The organism is Dyella psychrodurans, assembly GCF_003363265.1.
GTDB classification, from domain to species: Bacteria; Pseudomonadota; Gammaproteobacteria; order Xanthomonadales; family Rhodanobacteraceae; genus Dyella_B; species Dyella_B psychrodurans.
On sequence record NZ_QRBF01000006.1, the window covers coordinates 1 to 15,314 of the forward strand.

At 62.3% G+C, this 15,314-nt stretch carries 16 protein-coding genes; 11 read left to right on the plus strand and 5 right to left on the minus strand.

Annotation, left to right across the window (positions count from 1 at the left end):
• Positions 1–113 precede the first annotated feature (113 nt).
• The 6 genes from queF to DWU99_RS15155 all read left to right on the plus strand — a co-directional run bounded on the left by queF (position 114) and on the right by DWU99_RS15155 (position 6,266).
• Positions 114–938 carry an NADPH-dependent 7-cyano-7-deazaguanine reductase QueF gene (gene queF, locus DWU99_RS15125; protein WP_115478915.1) on the plus strand — a complete coding sequence of 275 codons (825 nt, stop codon included), beginning with the start codon at positions 114–116 and terminating at the stop codon, positions 936–938.
• Between the two features lie 127 nt (positions 939–1,065).
• Entirely contained in the window at positions 1,066–1,683 is a 618-nt protein-coding gene (locus DWU99_RS21015) for a hypothetical protein (RefSeq protein ID WP_158543298.1), read from the plus strand.
• Between the two features lie 161 nt (positions 1,684–1,844).
• Positions 1,845–4,448 (plus strand): bifunctional lysylphosphatidylglycerol flippase/synthetase MprF, encoded by a 2,604-nt coding sequence (gene mprF / locus DWU99_RS15140; protein WP_233511161.1) that lies wholly within the window; start codon positions 1,845–1,847, stop codon positions 4,446–4,448.
• Positions 4,445–5,242: a virulence factor family protein gene (locus tag DWU99_RS15145; protein WP_115478919.1), complete on the plus strand. Its 798-nt coding sequence runs from the start codon at positions 4,445–4,447 to the stop codon at positions 5,240–5,242. The genes mprF and DWU99_RS15145 overlap by 4 nt, the downstream gene beginning before the upstream one ends.
• Positions 5,243–5,491: 249 nt before the next feature.
• Positions 5,492–5,719: a CsbD family protein gene (locus tag DWU99_RS15150; protein WP_115478920.1), complete on the plus strand. Its 228-nt coding sequence runs from the start codon at positions 5,492–5,494 to the stop codon at positions 5,717–5,719.
• Between the two features lie 370 nt (positions 5,720–6,089).
• Positions 6,090–6,266 (plus strand): DUF1328 domain-containing protein, encoded by a 177-nt coding sequence (locus DWU99_RS15155; RefSeq protein WP_115478921.1) that lies wholly within the window; start codon positions 6,090–6,092, stop codon positions 6,264–6,266.
• A gap of 110 nt (positions 6,267–6,376) precedes the next feature.
• Here the strand turns inward: DWU99_RS15155 and DWU99_RS15160 are convergent, their stop codons facing one another.
• Positions 6,377–7,234 (minus strand): class I SAM-dependent methyltransferase, encoded by an 858-nt coding sequence (locus DWU99_RS15160; RefSeq protein WP_115478922.1) that lies wholly within the window; start codon positions 7,232–7,234, stop codon positions 6,377–6,379.
• A gap of 76 nt (positions 7,235–7,310) precedes the next feature.
• Between DWU99_RS15160 and DWU99_RS15165 the strand changes: the two genes are divergently transcribed.
• A complete protein-coding gene (locus DWU99_RS15165) occupies positions 7,311–7,772 on the plus strand; it encodes a GNAT family N-acetyltransferase (protein ID WP_115478923.1) in 462 nt (153 codons plus the stop codon).
• A 14-nt stretch (positions 7,773–7,786) separates the two neighbouring features.
• On the opposite strand, the gene DWU99_RS15170 is transcribed toward DWU99_RS15165, so the two are convergent.
• The 3 genes from DWU99_RS15170 to DWU99_RS21360 all read right to left on the minus strand — a co-directional run bounded on the left by DWU99_RS15170 (position 7,787) and on the right by DWU99_RS21360 (position 11,107).
• Positions 7,787–8,668, minus strand: coding sequence for an alpha/beta hydrolase (locus DWU99_RS15170; RefSeq protein ID WP_115478924.1), 882 nt, complete (start codon positions 8,666–8,668; stop codon positions 7,787–7,789).
• A gap of 118 nt (positions 8,669–8,786) precedes the next feature.
• A complete protein-coding gene (locus DWU99_RS15175; RefSeq protein WP_115478925.1) occupies positions 8,787–10,880 on the minus strand; it encodes a phosphocholine-specific phospholipase C in 2,094 nt (697 codons plus the stop codon).
• Positions 10,881–10,975: 95 nt separating this feature from the next.
• Positions 10,976–11,107, minus strand: coding sequence for a hypothetical protein (locus tag DWU99_RS21360; protein WP_267897531.1), 132 nt, complete (start codon positions 11,105–11,107; stop codon positions 10,976–10,978).
• A gap of 359 nt (positions 11,108–11,466) precedes the next feature.
• Here DWU99_RS21360 and DWU99_RS15180 point away from each other — a divergent pair, with 359 nt between their 5' ends.
• The 4 genes from DWU99_RS15180 to DWU99_RS15195 all read left to right on the plus strand — a co-directional run bounded on the left by DWU99_RS15180 (position 11,467) and on the right by DWU99_RS15195 (position 14,558).
• The gene (locus tag DWU99_RS15180) at positions 11,467–11,883 is read left to right on the plus strand and encodes an RcnB family protein (protein ID WP_199535816.1); all 417 of its coding nucleotides are present in this window, start codon (positions 11,467–11,469) and stop codon (positions 11,881–11,883) included.
• Between the two features lie 175 nt (positions 11,884–12,058).
• Positions 12,059–12,532: a MarR family winged helix-turn-helix transcriptional regulator gene (locus DWU99_RS15185; RefSeq protein ID WP_115478926.1), complete on the plus strand. Its 474-nt coding sequence runs from the start codon at positions 12,059–12,061 to the stop codon at positions 12,530–12,532.
• Between the two features lie 89 nt (positions 12,533–12,621).
• Positions 12,622–14,121, plus strand: coding sequence for an FUSC family protein (locus DWU99_RS15190; protein WP_158543300.1), 1,500 nt, complete (start codon positions 12,622–12,624; stop codon positions 14,119–14,121).
• A gap of 14 nt (positions 14,122–14,135) precedes the next feature.
• Positions 14,136–14,558, plus strand: a complete 423-nt coding sequence (locus tag DWU99_RS15195) for a DUF1801 domain-containing protein (protein ID WP_115478928.1) — start codon at positions 14,136–14,138, stop codon at positions 14,556–14,558.
• A gap of 70 nt (positions 14,559–14,628) precedes the next feature.
• Here DWU99_RS15195 and DWU99_RS15200 read toward each other — a convergent pair whose 3' ends face one another.
• The gene (locus DWU99_RS15200) at positions 14,629–15,249 is read right to left on the minus strand and encodes a TetR/AcrR family transcriptional regulator (RefSeq protein ID WP_115478929.1); all 621 of its coding nucleotides are present in this window, start codon (positions 15,247–15,249) and stop codon (positions 14,629–14,631) included.
• Positions 15,250–15,314 lie beyond the last annotated feature (65 nt).

A 15,314-nucleotide genomic window follows, 5' to 3' on the forward strand; every position in this document is an offset into this window, starting at 1 on the left:
CCAGTCTTCCCGGCGCCGTGCAACACAGCCTGCGGGCCTTCTGGGCATCATGCCGCCTGCGAAGAATGGATCAGAGCATCCCGAAGGAAGGCGCTTCCTTTTAAAATAGGTGGATGAGTACCCCCGAACATTCCCCGCTCGGCAAGCACACCGCCTACGCCGACCGTTACGACCCCAGCCTGCTGTTTCCGATTCCGCGCCAGGCCAAGCGCGACGAGATCGGCGTCAGCGAGCCATTGCCGTTCCAGGGCGTGGACATCTGGAATGCCTACGAACTGTCCTGGCTGGACATGCACGGCAAACCGGTCGCGGCCGTGGCTGAATTCCACGTGCCGGCGCATTCGCCGAACATCATCGAATCCAAGTCGTTCAAGCTGTATCTCAACGGTTTCGCGCAGGAGCCGCTGGCCAATGCCGCCGCCCTGAGCGCCCTGCTGCAGCATGATCTGTCGCGCGCCGCGGGTGCGCCGGTGATGGTGCACATCCACGCGCCGCGCACGGCGCAGCACAGCTTTGCCGATCTGGCGGGCGAATCCATCGACGGCTTGCCCGTGAAGATCGACGACTACGGCCCGCCGAAGGCGGACTATCTGCGCACGGACAAAAACGCCGACGTGGTCGAAGAGACCCTGGTCTCGGACCTGCTGCGCTCCAACTGCCCGGTCACCGGCCAGCCCGATTGGGGCAGCGTGCAGATTGCCTATCGCGGCAGCCCGATCGATCGCGAAGGCCTGCTGCGCTATTTAGTGTCCTTCCGTACGCACAACGAATTCCACGAGCAATGCGTGGAGCGCATCTTCGTCGACGTGATGGCGCGCTGCGCACCGGAACGGCTCAGCGTGTATGCGCGCTACACCCGCCGCGGGGGCCTGGATATCAACCCATTTCGCAGTACTGAAAAGACCCAGCCGGAAAACCTGCGCGGCGCAAGGCAATAGCGTCACAAACCGGTACACTCTGCCGCCCCGGTCATCGGCACTTCAGATCGGCGGCGCTAGCCTTCGGAGCTGGCCGAAGCCGACAACCTCCGGTTTTTACTGCTCCCTTATTTTCGGAATCCCGCCCATGAAACTCTCCGCACGTTCCGCCGCCCTTTACAGCGTCACGTTTGCCGGCCTGCTGGCGCTCAGCGCCTGCGGCAAGAACGAGCAGCAGCCCGCGAACCAGCCGGCCGCTTCCAGCACGGCACCGGCCGCCGCGAGCACCGCCTCCGCCACGCCGGCTCCTGCCGCCACGGCCGCCGCGCCGGCTCCGGCGCATACCGCCGCCGCTCCCGCAGCGATGCCGGCACCGGCCAGCACCGCTCCCGCCGCCGCCGCTACGCCTGCCGCCAACAGCGGCGCGTTCCAGGTGAGCACGGTCACGCTGGGCGACACCGTCACCGCCGACCACAAGGTGCGCAAGGAAGTCACCACCTTCGCCCCGAACCAGAAGACCCTCTACGTGAGCGTCGACACCACGGGCAGCACGCCGGGCTCCACGCTCAATGCGAAGTGGAGCTACCTGGAAGGCGGCAGCAAGATGGTGAACAGCGTGAGCCAGTCGATCGTCGCCGACGGTCCGGCCACCACCACCTTCCGCGTGGTGAACCCGGATCTGTGGCCGGAAGGCAAGTACGAAGTGGACATCCTGCTCGACGGCAAGCAGGTCGCCAGCAAGACGTTCGAAGTCAAGAAGAGCTGAGCCTCGCTGACAAGATGTACACCGGGGCGCCCCGATGGGCGCCCTTTTGTTGTTGGATATAGGACGATCGCGAATAAGCCTGCACACGGCGTCGCGAGTCGTTACCTGCAATGCCCGGTATGGCACCATCGCGATCCGGGGAATCGAGAGGCAGTGTCAGCGTGGAGCAGCAAGGCGGGGCCGAAGTCCTTAGCCAGGAAGATGCACTGAGCCGGCCAGGCCCGGTCTGGTTGCGTCGATTCGGTGGCCCGGCCCTGTCGGTGTTGATGCTTTGCCTGGCGCTGTGGGCGCTTTATCGCCTGGCGGGCGCGGTGAGCTACCACCAGGTCGGCGAGTACATGCACAGCCTGCGACGCGGACGCATCGGCCAGGCGATCGTGCTGACGGCGCTCGGCTACGCGGTGATGCCGCTCTACGACCTGTTCGCGCTCAGCGCGATCGGCCGCAAGTTGCCCAAGCCGCGCGTGGCGCTGATTTCCTTCATCAGCTACGCCTTCAGCAACACGCTGGGCATGGCGATGCTGGTGTCCGGTTCGATTCGCTATCGCTTCTACATTCAGGCAGGCCTGACGACGATGGAAGTCGCCAAGGTCGTGCTGTTCTGCACGATCAGTTTCTGGCTGGGCCTGTTGACCATCACGGGCGTGACGCTATTGCTGGTACCGATGCCGCCCGGCCTGCCGCTGGCGCACGCGCACCTGCTGCTCGGCGCGGGACTCTGCCTCATTCCTGCACTCTGGCTGCTGGGCGGCGCGTTGCTCCGCCGCCCCATCAAGTTGTGGCGATGGGATGTGCGTCTTCCTCCCATCACCGTCGGTTTGCGCCAGATCTTTGTCGGCGCGCTCGACTGGGGCCTGGCTGCGGCGGTGCTGTATGCCCTGATGCCCGGTGCGCTGGTGCTGCACTTCGGTTCGTTCCTCGCCATTTTCGCGCTGGGGCAAATCGCGGGATTGATCAGCCACGTGCCGGGCGGTCTCGGCGTGTTCGAGGCGGTGATGCTCGCGGGCTTCGGCGCGACCGGAAATCACGCGCTGTCGGCACCGATTCTCGGCGCACTGGCCGCGTATCGTGGCGTCTACTATCTGCTTCCGCTCTGCGCGGCGGCTGTCGCTGTAGTCATTCGCGAGGCGCGCGGACTGCGCCAGGCCGCCTTGCTTTCGCCGTGGTTCAACGGCTTGCTGCCGCCGTTCTTCGCGGGACTCACGCTGGTCTCCGGCGCCGTGCTGCTGTTTTCCGGCGCAACCGCCGCACTGCCGGGACGCATGGAGCTGCTCAGCGATCTGCTGCCGCTGCCGGTGCTGGAGGTTTCGCACTTTCTCGCCAGCGTGATCGGCATGTCGCTGCTCATTCTCGCGCGCGGGCTGCAGCGCCGGCTGGATGCCGCGTATTGGTTGACGCTGGTGTTGCTGATCGCCGGCGCCGTGGCGTCGCTGCTCAAAGGCATCGATTACGAAGAAGCGGGATTGCTGATCCTGCTTGCCGTCGCGCTGGCGCCCGCACACCGCTTGTTCTATCGGCGCGCTTCGATGTTCGAGGTGACGTTTTCATTCGGATGGCTGCTGGCCTGCGCGACCGTGCTGGGCTGCACGGTGTGGCTGGTGTTCTTCAGTTATCAGCACGTCGAATACAGCCGCGATCTGTGGTGGCAATTCAGTTTCTATCACGGCAACGCGCCGCGCTCCTTGCGCTCGCTGGTCGGCGCCACCGGCGTGGCGTTGCTGTTCGCCCTCACCACGCTGATCCGCTCGGCCCGGTTGCGCCCCACGCTGCCGGACGATGCCGAGCTGGCCCGCGCGCTTCCGTTGATCAAGCAGTTCACCTCCGCGCAAGCACACCTCGCCCTGATGGGCGACAAGAGCCTGCTGTTCGATCCCGACGGCAAGGCCTTCATCATGTACGGCATCGAAGGCCGCAGCTGGGTGGCGATGGGCGATCCCGTGGGCCGCGATGACCTTGCAAGGCAGGAGCTGGTGTGGACCTTCCGCGAGCGCTGCGAACGCGGCGGCGGCTGGCCGGTGTTTTATCAGGTCAATCCTGACGATCTGGATCTGTATCTGGAAGTGGGCATGAGCCTGCTGAAGGTTGGCGAGGAAGCGCGCGTCAAGCTCGAGCACTTCAATCTCGACGGCAAATCGAAGAAGAACCTGCGCAACACCGTCAACAAATTGAGCCGCGACGGATTGCGCCTGGAGATCGTGCCCACCGACCGGGTGCCCGCCCTGCTGCCGCAACTGAAGCCGGTTTCCGATGCATGGCTGCGCGACAAGCGCGTCCGCGAGAAAGGCTTTTCGCTCGGCGCGTTCGACGAACGCTATCTCTGCCGCACGCCGATGGCGGTAGTGTGGCAGGACGACAAGCCCGTGGCCTTCGCCAACATGCTCCTGACCGAGAGCATGGAAGAGGCGTCGGTGGATCTGATGCGGCAGTTGCCGGACGGCCCGATCGGCCTGATGGATTATCTGTTCGTGGAACTGATGCTGTGGGCCAGGAGCCAGGGCTACCGCTGGTTCAATCTGGGCATGGCGCCGTTGTCCGGATTGCAGAGCCGACGCCAGGCACCGCTGTGGAACCGGTTCGGCGCGCTGATCTTCGGGCGCGGCGAACGCTTCTATAATTTCCAGGGTCTGCACCGCTACAAGGACAAGTTCGATCCGGAATGGGAACCGCGCTACATGGCGGTACCGGGCGGTATCGCGCTGCCGGTGGTGCTCACCAATGTCGCCAGCCTGATCTCGGGCGGACTTACCGGAGTTGTGCGTCGATGAAAGTGCGTATCATCGCTGTGTTGATCGTGTGCGTGGCGATTGCTGCCGCATTGATCGTCTGGAAGCCGTTTCCGCGTCCGAGCCTTGAAGACGCCACCGTCAAGCTGCCCGCCACCGCGCCGGCGCCCGCCGGCCATGACGACGTGCTCGCCGTGTTCTATTCCGGCGACGGCGGCTGGCGCGATCTGGACAAGCAGGTTGGCAGTCGACTCGTCGCACGCGGCATACCGGTACTGGGCGTGAGCTGCCTTTCCTACTATTGGCGCAATCGCTCGCCGGAGGATTCGGCGAAGGATCTCGACGCGCTGATCACGCAATACACCACGGCCTGGCACAAGCAGAAAGTGTGGCTGATCGGCTTCTCGTTCGGCGCCGACGTGCTGCCGACCATCGTCGACAAACTAAGCCCCGCCAACCGCGCGCGCATTTCGCAACTGGTGCTGCTCTCGCCCAGCCAGGATGTCAACTTCGAAGTCGAGCTGGAAGGCTACATGACGGAGAACTGGCTCAAGACGCACACCAAGGCCATCATGGAATGGATGAATCCGGTGCAGCACTATCCGGCGCTGCCGCGCATCGATGCATTGCAGAACAAGCCGCCGGTCGTGTGCTACTACGGCAAGGACGACAGCGACGACACCGTATGCAACGATCCGAAACTTCCCGGCTGGGTCAAAGTTTACGAAATGCCGGGCGATCATCACTTCGATTACAACTATGACGGCCTCGCAACGCGCATGATCGGCGATTTGCCCGCCGACGTTTCAACGCAAGCACCGGCAACCGCACCGTAACAGAACGCGCACGGCGCGCTAATACCAATCCAACGCACTCATCACACAACGGTCGCTCAGCCGTTGCGCAAACCGGTGCGCGCGCGTCTTCATCTACATGAATGCATGCGCATGCCATGCACAAACCTGGCACGAATGATTCACGCCAAGCGTGTTCGAATCCGTGACTGCATCGAGCGCATGTGTTCGATGTGAATCCGCCCACGCGTACATGCTATGCGTGCGATCGCTCCAAAAAGAGGTACTGTCATGAATCCGAGCCAAGATGTGATCCGTGGTCAATGGAAGCAACTTTCCGGAAACATCAAGCAGCATTGGGGAAAACTCACCGACGATGACCTGAAGGTCAGCGACGGGAGCGCGGAATATCTCACCGGAAAACTCGAACAACGTTACGGCATGGCGCATGCCGAAGCCGAAAAGCAGGTTCGCGAATTTGAGCGCCAGATAAGCACCAAAGGCAGCACTCAACATTAATCGCCATCGCGCGACACGAAGGCCCCGCACCAGCACGCGCCATATCGAGGCACGTTCGGGCTGGTGCGGGGGCATAGGAACTTCGTTATCACCGCATAGCCGGGCATGCGGAAGGGCACCATCCGTGCGAAACGTGCCTATTCATGCTGCCGCTCTCATACGGCACGACGATACCGCCCCCTCGGATTGAGCGTCGGCCATCATCACGATTGAAGGCCTCGACGGTTCACTTCGCTGAACCGTTCCATGGGCCGTGGACAATTCGTTCACGGGGCGATTGATCGAATCGGCCGTGTCAGGCACTCGACGCCGGCACGCACACCATCGATTTGCGCTATCCCCGGCTTACCCCGCCCCGAAGGAGATCGTCATGCTTTACTGGGCCGCCGTATTTTTCGTTATTGCCATCATCGCTGCCGTATTCGGTTTTGGTGGAATCGCCGCCGGCGCAGCCAGCATCGCCAAGATTCTTTTCTTCATCTTCATCGTGCTGTTCCTGTTGTCGCTGATTTCCGGCGCCTTCAAACGGGGCGGACCGCGCTTATAACGACAAGCTGTGGGTAGCTTTTTGCGTCGCGACTGCCGTGGACATGTCGCGACGCTTTTGTATCAGCGGATGGCCCGTGCCTTGTCTTTCGATCCAGCCAAGGCACGCGGCTACAAGGAACGAAAGATGACGACTCGATCCTCACGCCTGTCGCCATCGGCGTCCAGCCACGGCTCCGCGCCTGCCATGGGGGTGCAGGGCCCGAGCGTGCAGACGCGAATATCGCGCGTGGCGGCTTCGCGCTTCAGACTGTCCAGCACGTGCCGCAGCACCGACCCGGTGAATGGCGTGTAGAGATAGAAGACTGTTGCAGACGAAAAATCAACGGATCGCGCATCGGCGCGAACGAATGCCACATGGCGGATGTTCAGTGCGTCCGCACTCTTGCTGGCAGAAGCGACGTAGGCGTCCTCCAGCTCGACACCCACGCAACGCGCGGGCGTGCAGATGGCGCTGATCAGGGACACGTGACCCAGCCCCGAGCCCATATCGAGCAAAACGTCTCGTTCAGTCAGCCTCGCGCGATGGATGAAGTCGAAGATGTGGCGCGCCGGCGTGGGCTGGTAGAAAACCATCTCCGACGCCAAATCGGCACTGTTTGCATCGGGCTCATCCAACTGGAGTACGCCACTGACAAGCGCATCCAGACAGTCATAACCTTCCCCGCGCACTTCCTGCCCCACCAACTCGCGCGACCATCCGGACAACGCTTCGGCACCGCGGCCCTGCCGGATGTCCTGGCGCAACGATTGATACAGCGCCCGGTTCACCGCTTCCAGATCGGTCGCCATCGCTTCGATCCTGCGATGACGCGCGGCAGCCTGATCGTCTGCCAGATCCGGCGCATGGATAAGCCAGGTTTCCAGGCGATCGAGTGCCTCGACGCGGCGGCGCAGTTGATCCGGCGCGAATAACGAACGATCCTGCTCAAGCTCCTTGAGCGCCTGCTCCAACGTCATCGTCGCCATGACTCCATAATCGAAGTATCGATCCGCGCAGCATGCCCCGCATGCAGGACGCCATCAACACGCCGCAGGAACCTGCATGAGCCAATCCGCCATCATCAGACCCGTAACGAAGGAGGATTTCTCCTTATGGCTTCCGCTATGGGATGGCTACAACGCCTTTTACGGTCGAAGCGGCGCAACCGCACTGCCGGCGGACATCACCCGGATGACGTGGTCTCGTTTTTTCGACGCCTATGAACCGGTGCACGCGCTGGTCGCCGAGCACGAAGGCAGGCTGCTGGGACTTGCGCACTATCTCTTCCATCGCAGCACCATCCAGATCGAGCCGAGCTGCTATCTGCAGGATTTGTTCACCGACGAGAGTGCTCGCGGCATGGGCATCGGGCGTGCACTGATCGAAGCGGTCTATCGACGCGCCATGCAGGCAGGCTGCGCACGCGTGTATTGGCATACGCACGAAACGAATGCGACGGCCATGCAGCTGTACGACAAGGTGGCGCAGAAATCGGGCTTCGTGGTGTATCGCAAGGCGCTGTAGCGGCCGCGTTCGTTTTACGGCGCGGGTTGGCGCCGCAACCACTCCGCCAATTGCGCCAGAACCTGATGCCGCCCGGTTTCGGTTTCATTGAAGAGCTCATGGTAAAGCGTGTCGAAGAACCGGCTGGTGAGCTGTTTCGTGGCCCATGCACCCGCCGCGAAATCGCGACTGCCGGAGGGATCGACCAGTCGATCGCTGCCGGCAACCAGCAATAGCGTGGGCACGCGCAAACGCCACGCATCGGCAATGCTGCTGGCGCCCGCCCGGAAAATGAAATCGGCCATGCGCGGCGTGACCCATCCGCTGCAGAGCGGATCGTTGCGATAGTCCTCGATGACTTTCGCGTCATGCGACAGCCCTTCCAGCGACAATCCGCTGCGCAACGGCAGGTTCGGCATCACGCGACTCAGCACGGCGGCCAGCTTGCGCAGCCAAGGTGCCTCGTAAGCGCGCAAGGCAGGCGACGAAAGGATCAGCGACGGCGGTTCGACACGGCCATCGAGCACGGCGCGCAACGCCACCGCGCCACCCATGCTGTGTCCCAGCAGCAGCGGCGCCCGCCCGAAACTCTTGGCGTAATCCTTGTAGACATGGGCGAGGTCCTGCAGCAGGTCGTCACTGCGACGCAACGCGGAGCGCTGACCTCGCGTGTGGCCATGGCCGCGCTGATCGTAACTGCGCACCGCGTATCCACGCGCGAGAAACCACTGCGCCAGTTCTTCGTAGCGCCCGCTGTGTTCGCCCAGGCCATGCACGATCAACACCGCATCGCGCGCCGAGCGATTCGGCCAGTCGCGCAGGAACAGAAGCTGGCCGTCCGGCATGGCCAGCGACGACGCCGAGTCGGCGGCGTGTCCATCCCCCGCCATGGAATGCGCTCGCGCTTGTCGTCTCATGCGTATGCCCCTGTGGCCCCGCGCGTACCTTACCTTCCCCGCCCCATGCCGGGAAGCGGGGAAAACGCGCGCTACCGCCCATTCCGATCAGGTCTGGGCTCGCCCGAAGGCACTTTCGTCAGGGATTGCGGAGGTTGCGCCAACGCGGCTGTGCGATGGCCGGGTCGCTGACACCCGGCTCGCCGGTCTCCACGTGACCGGCCAGGCGCTGGACGAATCCGTTTTCGGCATCGGAACGCACGATCAGGTCGTACCAGCCGTAGCTGGCGCCGAGATACCACTTCCGCTCGATGCGCTTTCCGGGTTCCAGCGTATAGGCGATGGATTCGCCGTCATAGAGGTTCTCGACGGAAGCGTTGCAGAAATCGCGGCCCTCGTTCGCCAGCGTCAGCACCACGCTGGCATCGCTGCGATCGTAGCGACTGACCACGCGCAACGTCGTCTTGCCCGTCGAAAGATCGCCCTTGAAATGGCGCACGAAACCATGGGGGCCGTGCACGCCCAGATCGTACGCACCTTGCACGGACCACGTGGCGGAAAGCGACTTGCCCGCTTCCACGGTGTAATACCACGGACCGTTCGGCAGATTGGCCGAACGCACATGGAAACACGCACCGGCGCGTCCCTCGTTGTTGATGAAGTCGATGGCGAAGACACCCGTGCCGTCCGCGCGGCCGATGGCCTGCAGCGCATAGGGCAGCGCGCGAGCCGGCCTCAGTCCCGGCTCCTGATCCGGCAGCGACTGATCCGTCGGAGGCATCGGCGAGTAGTCGGGGTGACGCACGTTGTCCGGCGGCGCGTACGCGTTCGTGCTCGGCAACGACGGCTGCGCACCGTCGGGCTTGGAGAAATCGAACGCGGAGGTCAGATCGCCCGCCACCGTGCGTCGCCATGCCGTGATGTTGGACTCCTGCACATTCGGATAGCTTCGCTCGAAGCGTCGTTCGATGAAGCGGATGATCGAGGTGTGATCGAACACCTCCGAGCACACCCAACCGCCCTTGCTCCATGGCGATATCACCAGCATCGGCACGCGCGGCCCCATGCCATAAGGGCCCGCCGCATAGTCCGAATTGCCCGGGAAGATTTCGTTGACCGTCGATACGGTCGACTGGCCCTGCGCGCTGGAGGGCGGCACGCACGGCGGCACCATGTGATCGAAGAAGCCGTCGTTTTCGTCGAAGGTGATGAAGAGCGCGGTTTTGCTGAAGACCTCCGGATTGCTGGTCAACGCATCGAGCACCTGCGACACATACCACGCACCGTAGTTGGCCGGCCAGTTCGGATGCTCGGTGTACGCTTCGGGAGCAGCGATCCACGAAACCTGCGGCAAGGTGTTGCCGAGCACGTCGCTGCGCAGTTGGTCGAACAGCGTACCGCCGGCGGAGATATTGGTGCCGGTGCGCGCGCCTTGATACAGCGGGCTGCCGGGTTGCGCGTTGCGATACTGGAAGAAGTACAGCAGCGAGTTGTCGCCGTAGTTGCCGATATACGCGTCGTCCGTCCAACCCCAGTAACCGGCTGCGTCCAAGCCCGTGCCGACGTCCTGGTAGATCTTCCAGGAGATGCCCGCCTTCTGCAGCACTTCCGGATACGTCGACCACGAATAGCCCGCTTCGGCATTGTCGATCACCGGACCGCCGCCGGTACCGTCGTTGCCGACCCAACCCGTCCACATGTAATAGCGGTTCGGATCGGTCGGCCCCATCAGCGAACAATGGTAGGCATCGCAGATGGTGAAGGCATCGGCGAGCGCGTAGTGGAAAGGGATGTCCTCGCGCGTGAGATACGCCATCGTCGTGGTGCCCTTGCTCGGCACCCATTGATCGTAGTTGCCTTGATTCCAGGCCGCGTGCGTGGTGCTCCAGTCGTGGGCGAGATCTTCCAGAAACTGCAGCCCCATGTCCGGTGCCGTCGGATGGAACGGAAGCACGTAGCTCGAACCATCGGGCTGGTACCACACCGGATTGCCCGAGGGCAGATTCACCGGACGCGGATCGCCGAATCCGCGAACGCCGCGCAGCGATCCGAAATAGTGATCGAAAGAACGGTTCTCCTGCATCAGCACGACGATGTGCTCGACATCCTCGATCGAGCCGGTGCGCCGGTTGGCAGGAATTTCCAGTGCGCGCGCGATGCTCATCGGAAGCATGCTTGCAGCGGTCGTGCTGGCCATCAGTTGCAGGAATCTGCGGCGATCCATCGAAGTCATGACCACACCATCCGTCGTTACACGAGTAGTGCAGCGACCTTAGATACACAAGGTTGCATTCGTGCGACGAAAGACGCACGACGTCGATGCGATGATCAATGCGTCACCGATTCATCGCATGACGAAACATGCACCATGATGACAGCGCCGTGATCGATACTCGCACGAATGGCATCGAACGCATCCATGACGCGCTCCGCTTTCACATGCGCTTGATGCTTTGTCATGCGATTGCCGCGTTCGTCGTTCGTGCATGACGGTTCCATGCACGAATCATTGCCATCATCGGAACAGGACAAAGTGTCGAGGCGTCAGCGCCATGTCGCGACAGTGTCGGAAGTCGAGAACGTGCAGGGCGGTAGAACCAGATGCACTGGCGAAGCCGAACAACGATGTCCATCACAAGCTTCTTGTGATCAAAATCTCACGGCAACCGTATTTATGAACGATTGTCTAGCGGCTTTTTGCGATTTGTTCGTAAGGAAAATCGCCATTCAGGTTCTTCCGCTAGTCTGACTCCCGCAGCCGCTACCCGCGCTTTTCAGATGGCACGAGGGTTGGCTGACTCAAACCAGGGAGACTCTGCATGAAACGCTTTTTAACCGCTGTGGCAACCATGTCCGCTTTTGCCATATCGATCAACGCATTTGCGGCCCCGATACAGGATCAAGATCACGATCACGGCCAGGGATGGGGCCAGGACGATCACGGTCATGGCCACGACGACCGCGATCACGATCACGGTTACGACCACGATCACTACGATCATGATCATTACGATCATGACCATGGCCGCCATGGTGGTTGGGACAAGCACTACGGACGCGGCGATCGCCTCCCCGAACGTTATAGGGGCCCGGACTATTACGTCGACGATTACGAGCGCTACCACCTTTACGCACCGCGCCCGGGTTATCGCTGGGTTCGCGGCGACGACGGGCAGTTCGTGCTGGTAGCCGTCGCGACCGGCATCATCATCCAGGAAGTGCTCTACGGTCATTGAGATCGGTTGGCACGTTCACCGAAGGCCCTCGCCCATGGCGGGGGCCTTTTGTTTGGCGCGCAGGAAAATTCTGGAATAGGCCTGTCGAACCTGCCGGTTGCGGGCTGGGGAAAACGTCTTCTTGAAATAGTCAATTTATTTGACAATCAAGATATCGGACTATATCTTCCACCCCATGACCGAGCCCAAGCCATGGTTTGACGAGATTCCCATCCCCGCACTGCTGCGGCATGCGCGCAACACGTATGGCATCGCCATGCGCCAGGCGCTCGAGAGCGCCGACTACGATGACCTGCCCAAGAACGGTCTTTACGTGATCGGCGGTCTGGCCCTGGGCGCCGGCGATGTTCCTCTGGGCCAACTCATCAAAGAGTTGCGCATTTCCAAGCAGGCGGCCGGACAACTCGTCGACACCCTGGTGACGCGCGGTTACCTGCAACGCACGGTGGATCCGGAAGACCGCCGCAAATTGACGATCACGCTGACCGAACGCGGCCGCGCCGCCGCATCGGTGCAGGCTGCCGCGCGCGAACAAGTCGACGCCGCGCTAGTAGCGCGTGTGGGAGAAGACGATGTCGCCAGCATGCGGCGAGCCCTCGCCGTGCTGATCGACATCAGTCGCGAATGGTTGGATCGCGACGACGACTGACCGTCGAAGCACGTGCTTTTCAGGTCGAGATGCAACGATCCGTCTTACCCGATGAACGAGAGTCGGAGATGCGCCCCAAGGGAATGATCATGCAGAAACGCGCCGCACTGCCCGCGTCATTCACGACGATGTTCCGCCCGGAGGACATATCGGCCGCTGCCGTCACCATCGTGGCGATGGTCGCGGCGTTCTGCACGGTCTACGGCATCTCCACGCACTACCACGCAGGCGCCAACGCGGGGATCTTGTCCGCCGTGCTGGTGATGACGCAAAGCCGTCGCGGCGCAGCGGGCCACGATCGATCGCTGCCGATGGAATTGGCCGTCTTTCTGTTTGTGGCCCTTGGCGCGGCCGCGGTCGGATGGCTGCTGCACCATGCATTTGTCGTTGGCGCGGCGGTGTTCATCGCCGTCGTATCGCTGTCGGTATGGACGCGGCGGTTCGGCGAAAAAATCCGCCGCATCGGCAGCCTGCTGGCGCTACCGCTCGTCGCCGTGCTCGTGGTGCCGGCACGGTCGAATGCACCCGGCGGCGTTCCGGTCGACATCCTCCTGGTGTGCATCGCGGGTGCGGCGGCGTTTGGCTGGCTGTTCGTGTTGACGCGCCATGCGATTCGAATCGGCTTGCCGATGAAAGCGCGAAAGGATGCCAAGCACCCGGTGGCGGAACCTCAACGCACATCGCAGGGCATGCCCGCCAGCACGCGCATGGCCATCCAGATGGTTATCGCGTTGACGGCGGCGTTCGCGATAGGGCGCCTCGGATTTCCGCAGCACTGGAGCTGGATCGTGCTGACCGTTTACATCGTGTGCGTGGGAGCCACCAGTCGCGGCGACGTGCTCTACAAGGGCCTGCTGCGCCTGGGCGGCGCGCTCGGCGGAACGATCACGGCCGCGCTCGTGCAACATCTGTTCGTGCCGCATGGCACGGAAACGGCCATCCTGATATTTGCGGTGCTTTTCGTGGGCATCTGCCTGCGCAACATCAACTACGCGTGGTGGGCGGCAAGCGCCACGCTGGTCATTTCGCTGCTGCAGGCGACCGGCCTGCGATCAAGTTCGGGCACGCTCGAATTACGGCTGGAGGAAATCCTTATCGGCGCAGTGTGCGCGGTGGTGACAGCGTGGTTCGTCCTGCCCATTCGCACCGAGTCCGTGGTGCGACGTCGCCTTTCGGACGCCTTGCTCGCGTTCGACGAACTGGCCTCGTGCCCGACCGATACGCAACCCGACGAACGCGCGCACAAACTGCGCGTACTCGAAGATCGCATGGCACGCATGGCACCCGTTGCCGAACCGGTCGAATGGCATCGGCGCCTGACGCGCGCAACACCCGGCGACGACCATCCGGCCGTCTGGGTCGAGACGCTGCGGCATTGCTTTCGTCATGCGGACAGCGTGGCCGGCCGGCAGGAGGAGCTTGTACGTGCGATTCGCATCTCCCGCAAAACGCTCGGCCAGAAAGACGCATCGACGACGGCCGCATTGCAGCGGTTGCACCGATTGCTTGCCACGGACGAAAAGCAGTTTGCCGACAGAGAACGTTCTATGATCGAGCCGAAGTCGCCGGCTGACGCGCAACCCGAATGAGAGGCATAAAACCCATGAATCCATCGGAACGTATCGACCAGATGATCGCGGAACTGACGGACTGGCGCGGCAAGACATTCGCCAGCATGCGCAAGGCCATTCTTGAAGCCGATCCGGACATCATCGAGGAATGGAAGTGGATGGGAAGCCCGACGTGGTATCGCGATGGCTTGATCGCCGTCGCCAACGCCCACAAAGGGAAGGTGAAGCTTACGTTTGCCTATGGAGCGAGCCTTCCGGACCCCGACAAGCTCTTCAACGCGGGCCTCGAAGGCAACGCGAGGCGAGCGATCGATTTCTTCGAGGGCGACAAGGTCGACAAGCGCGCCCTGAAAAATCTCATCCGCGCCGCGATCGATTACAACCAGCGCAAATTGGAGAAGAAGGCGATGTCGGCTACGCGAGCGAAAGTGCGCGCTGGCAAGAAAGCTTCATGACGATCGTCAATCATGCGCGCCATGTTGCACGAACATACCGGCGACATGCCCTCGCCGTTGAACACGTTGCTCACAGAGCGTAGTAAGCCAGGAACATATCCACCGCCGTCTCCGCCACCTGCTTTTGCGCGGCGGCGTCCAACGGCGGCTGGGCCAGCGTAATCTGCGGCCAGAACGCAAAGCCTTTGATCAGTCCCTGCAACTGATGCGAAGCGAAGACCGGATCGTTCGTCTTCAAGCGGCCTGCCGCGGCGGCGGCGCGTATCCACACGGTCAATCCTTCTTCGCGCTCGCTCATCCGCGCCACCATGTCGTGCGCCCGTTCCGGTGAGTGGATGCCGGCGGCGATCGCGACGCGCGCCAGCGAGACGAACGCTTCGTCATTGAGCAGGCGAAACTTTTGCGCGATCAGCTCCAGCAATTGATCGCGCAACGGACGATCGGCGCGATAGGCCAGTTCTTCACCGCCCGAGATCGCCTGCCACAGATGATGCAGGATCTCCGCGAACAGCACTTCTTTACTGGGGAAATGGTTGTAGACCGTGCGCTTGGATACCCCGGCGCGCGCGGCGATGCGGTCCATGCTGGTGGTTTCGTAACCGGATAGCCGGAATTCGTCGATGGCCGCCTCGATGATCGCACTGCGCTTGCGGTCGGTGAGGCGTTGGGAGGTGGCGGGAAAGCTAGGCATGGTCTCATTTTACACTGGCTAGTTTACTTTTTTAAGGCCATAAACTACACTGTACAGTGTACATA

Bases quoted from the DNA above. Each gene is read 5' to 3' on its own strand.
- queF (WP_115478915.1), top strand. From the start codon at position 114: ATGAGTACCCCCGAACATTCCCCGCTCGGCAAGCACACCGCCTACGCC.
- DWU99_RS21015 (WP_158543298.1), top strand. From the start codon at position 1,066: ATGAAACTCTCCGCACGTTCCGCCGCCCTTTACAGCGTCACGTTTGCC.
- DWU99_RS15145 (WP_115478919.1), top strand. From the start codon at position 4,445: ATGAAAGTGCGTATCATCGCTGTGTTGATCGTGTGCGTGGCGATTGCT.
- DWU99_RS15150 (WP_115478920.1), top strand. From the start codon at position 5,492: ATGAATCCGAGCCAAGATGTGATCCGTGGTCAATGGAAGCAACTTTCC.
- DWU99_RS15155 (WP_115478921.1), top strand. From the start codon at position 6,090: ATGCTTTACTGGGCCGCCGTATTTTTCGTTATTGCCATCATCGCTGCC.
- DWU99_RS15160 (WP_115478922.1), bottom strand. From the start codon at position 7,234: ATGGCGACGATGACGTTGGAGCAGGCGCTCAAGGAGCTTGAGCAGGAT.
- DWU99_RS15165 (WP_115478923.1), top strand. From the start codon at position 7,311: ATGAGCCAATCCGCCATCATCAGACCCGTAACGAAGGAGGATTTCTCC.
- DWU99_RS15170 (WP_115478924.1), bottom strand. From the start codon at position 8,668: ATGAGACGACAAGCGCGAGCGCATTCCATGGCGGGGGATGGACACGCC.
- DWU99_RS15175 (WP_115478925.1), bottom strand. From the start codon at position 10,880: ATGACTTCGATGGATCGCCGCAGATTCCTGCAACTGATGGCCAGCACG.
- DWU99_RS21360 (WP_267897531.1), bottom strand. From the start codon at position 11,107: ATGACAAAGCATCAAGCGCATGTGAAAGCGGAGCGCGTCATGGATGCG.
- DWU99_RS15180 (WP_199535816.1), top strand. From the start codon at position 11,467: ATGAAACGCTTTTTAACCGCTGTGGCAACCATGTCCGCTTTTGCCATA.
- DWU99_RS15185 (WP_115478926.1), top strand. From the start codon at position 12,059: ATGACCGAGCCCAAGCCATGGTTTGACGAGATTCCCATCCCCGCACTG.
- DWU99_RS15190 (WP_158543300.1), top strand. From the start codon at position 12,622: ATGCAGAAACGCGCCGCACTGCCCGCGTCATTCACGACGATGTTCCGC.
- DWU99_RS15195 (WP_115478928.1), top strand. From the start codon at position 14,136: ATGAATCCATCGGAACGTATCGACCAGATGATCGCGGAACTGACGGAC.
- DWU99_RS15200 (WP_115478929.1), bottom strand. From the start codon at position 15,249: ATGCCTAGCTTTCCCGCCACCTCCCAACGCCTCACCGACCGCAAGCGC.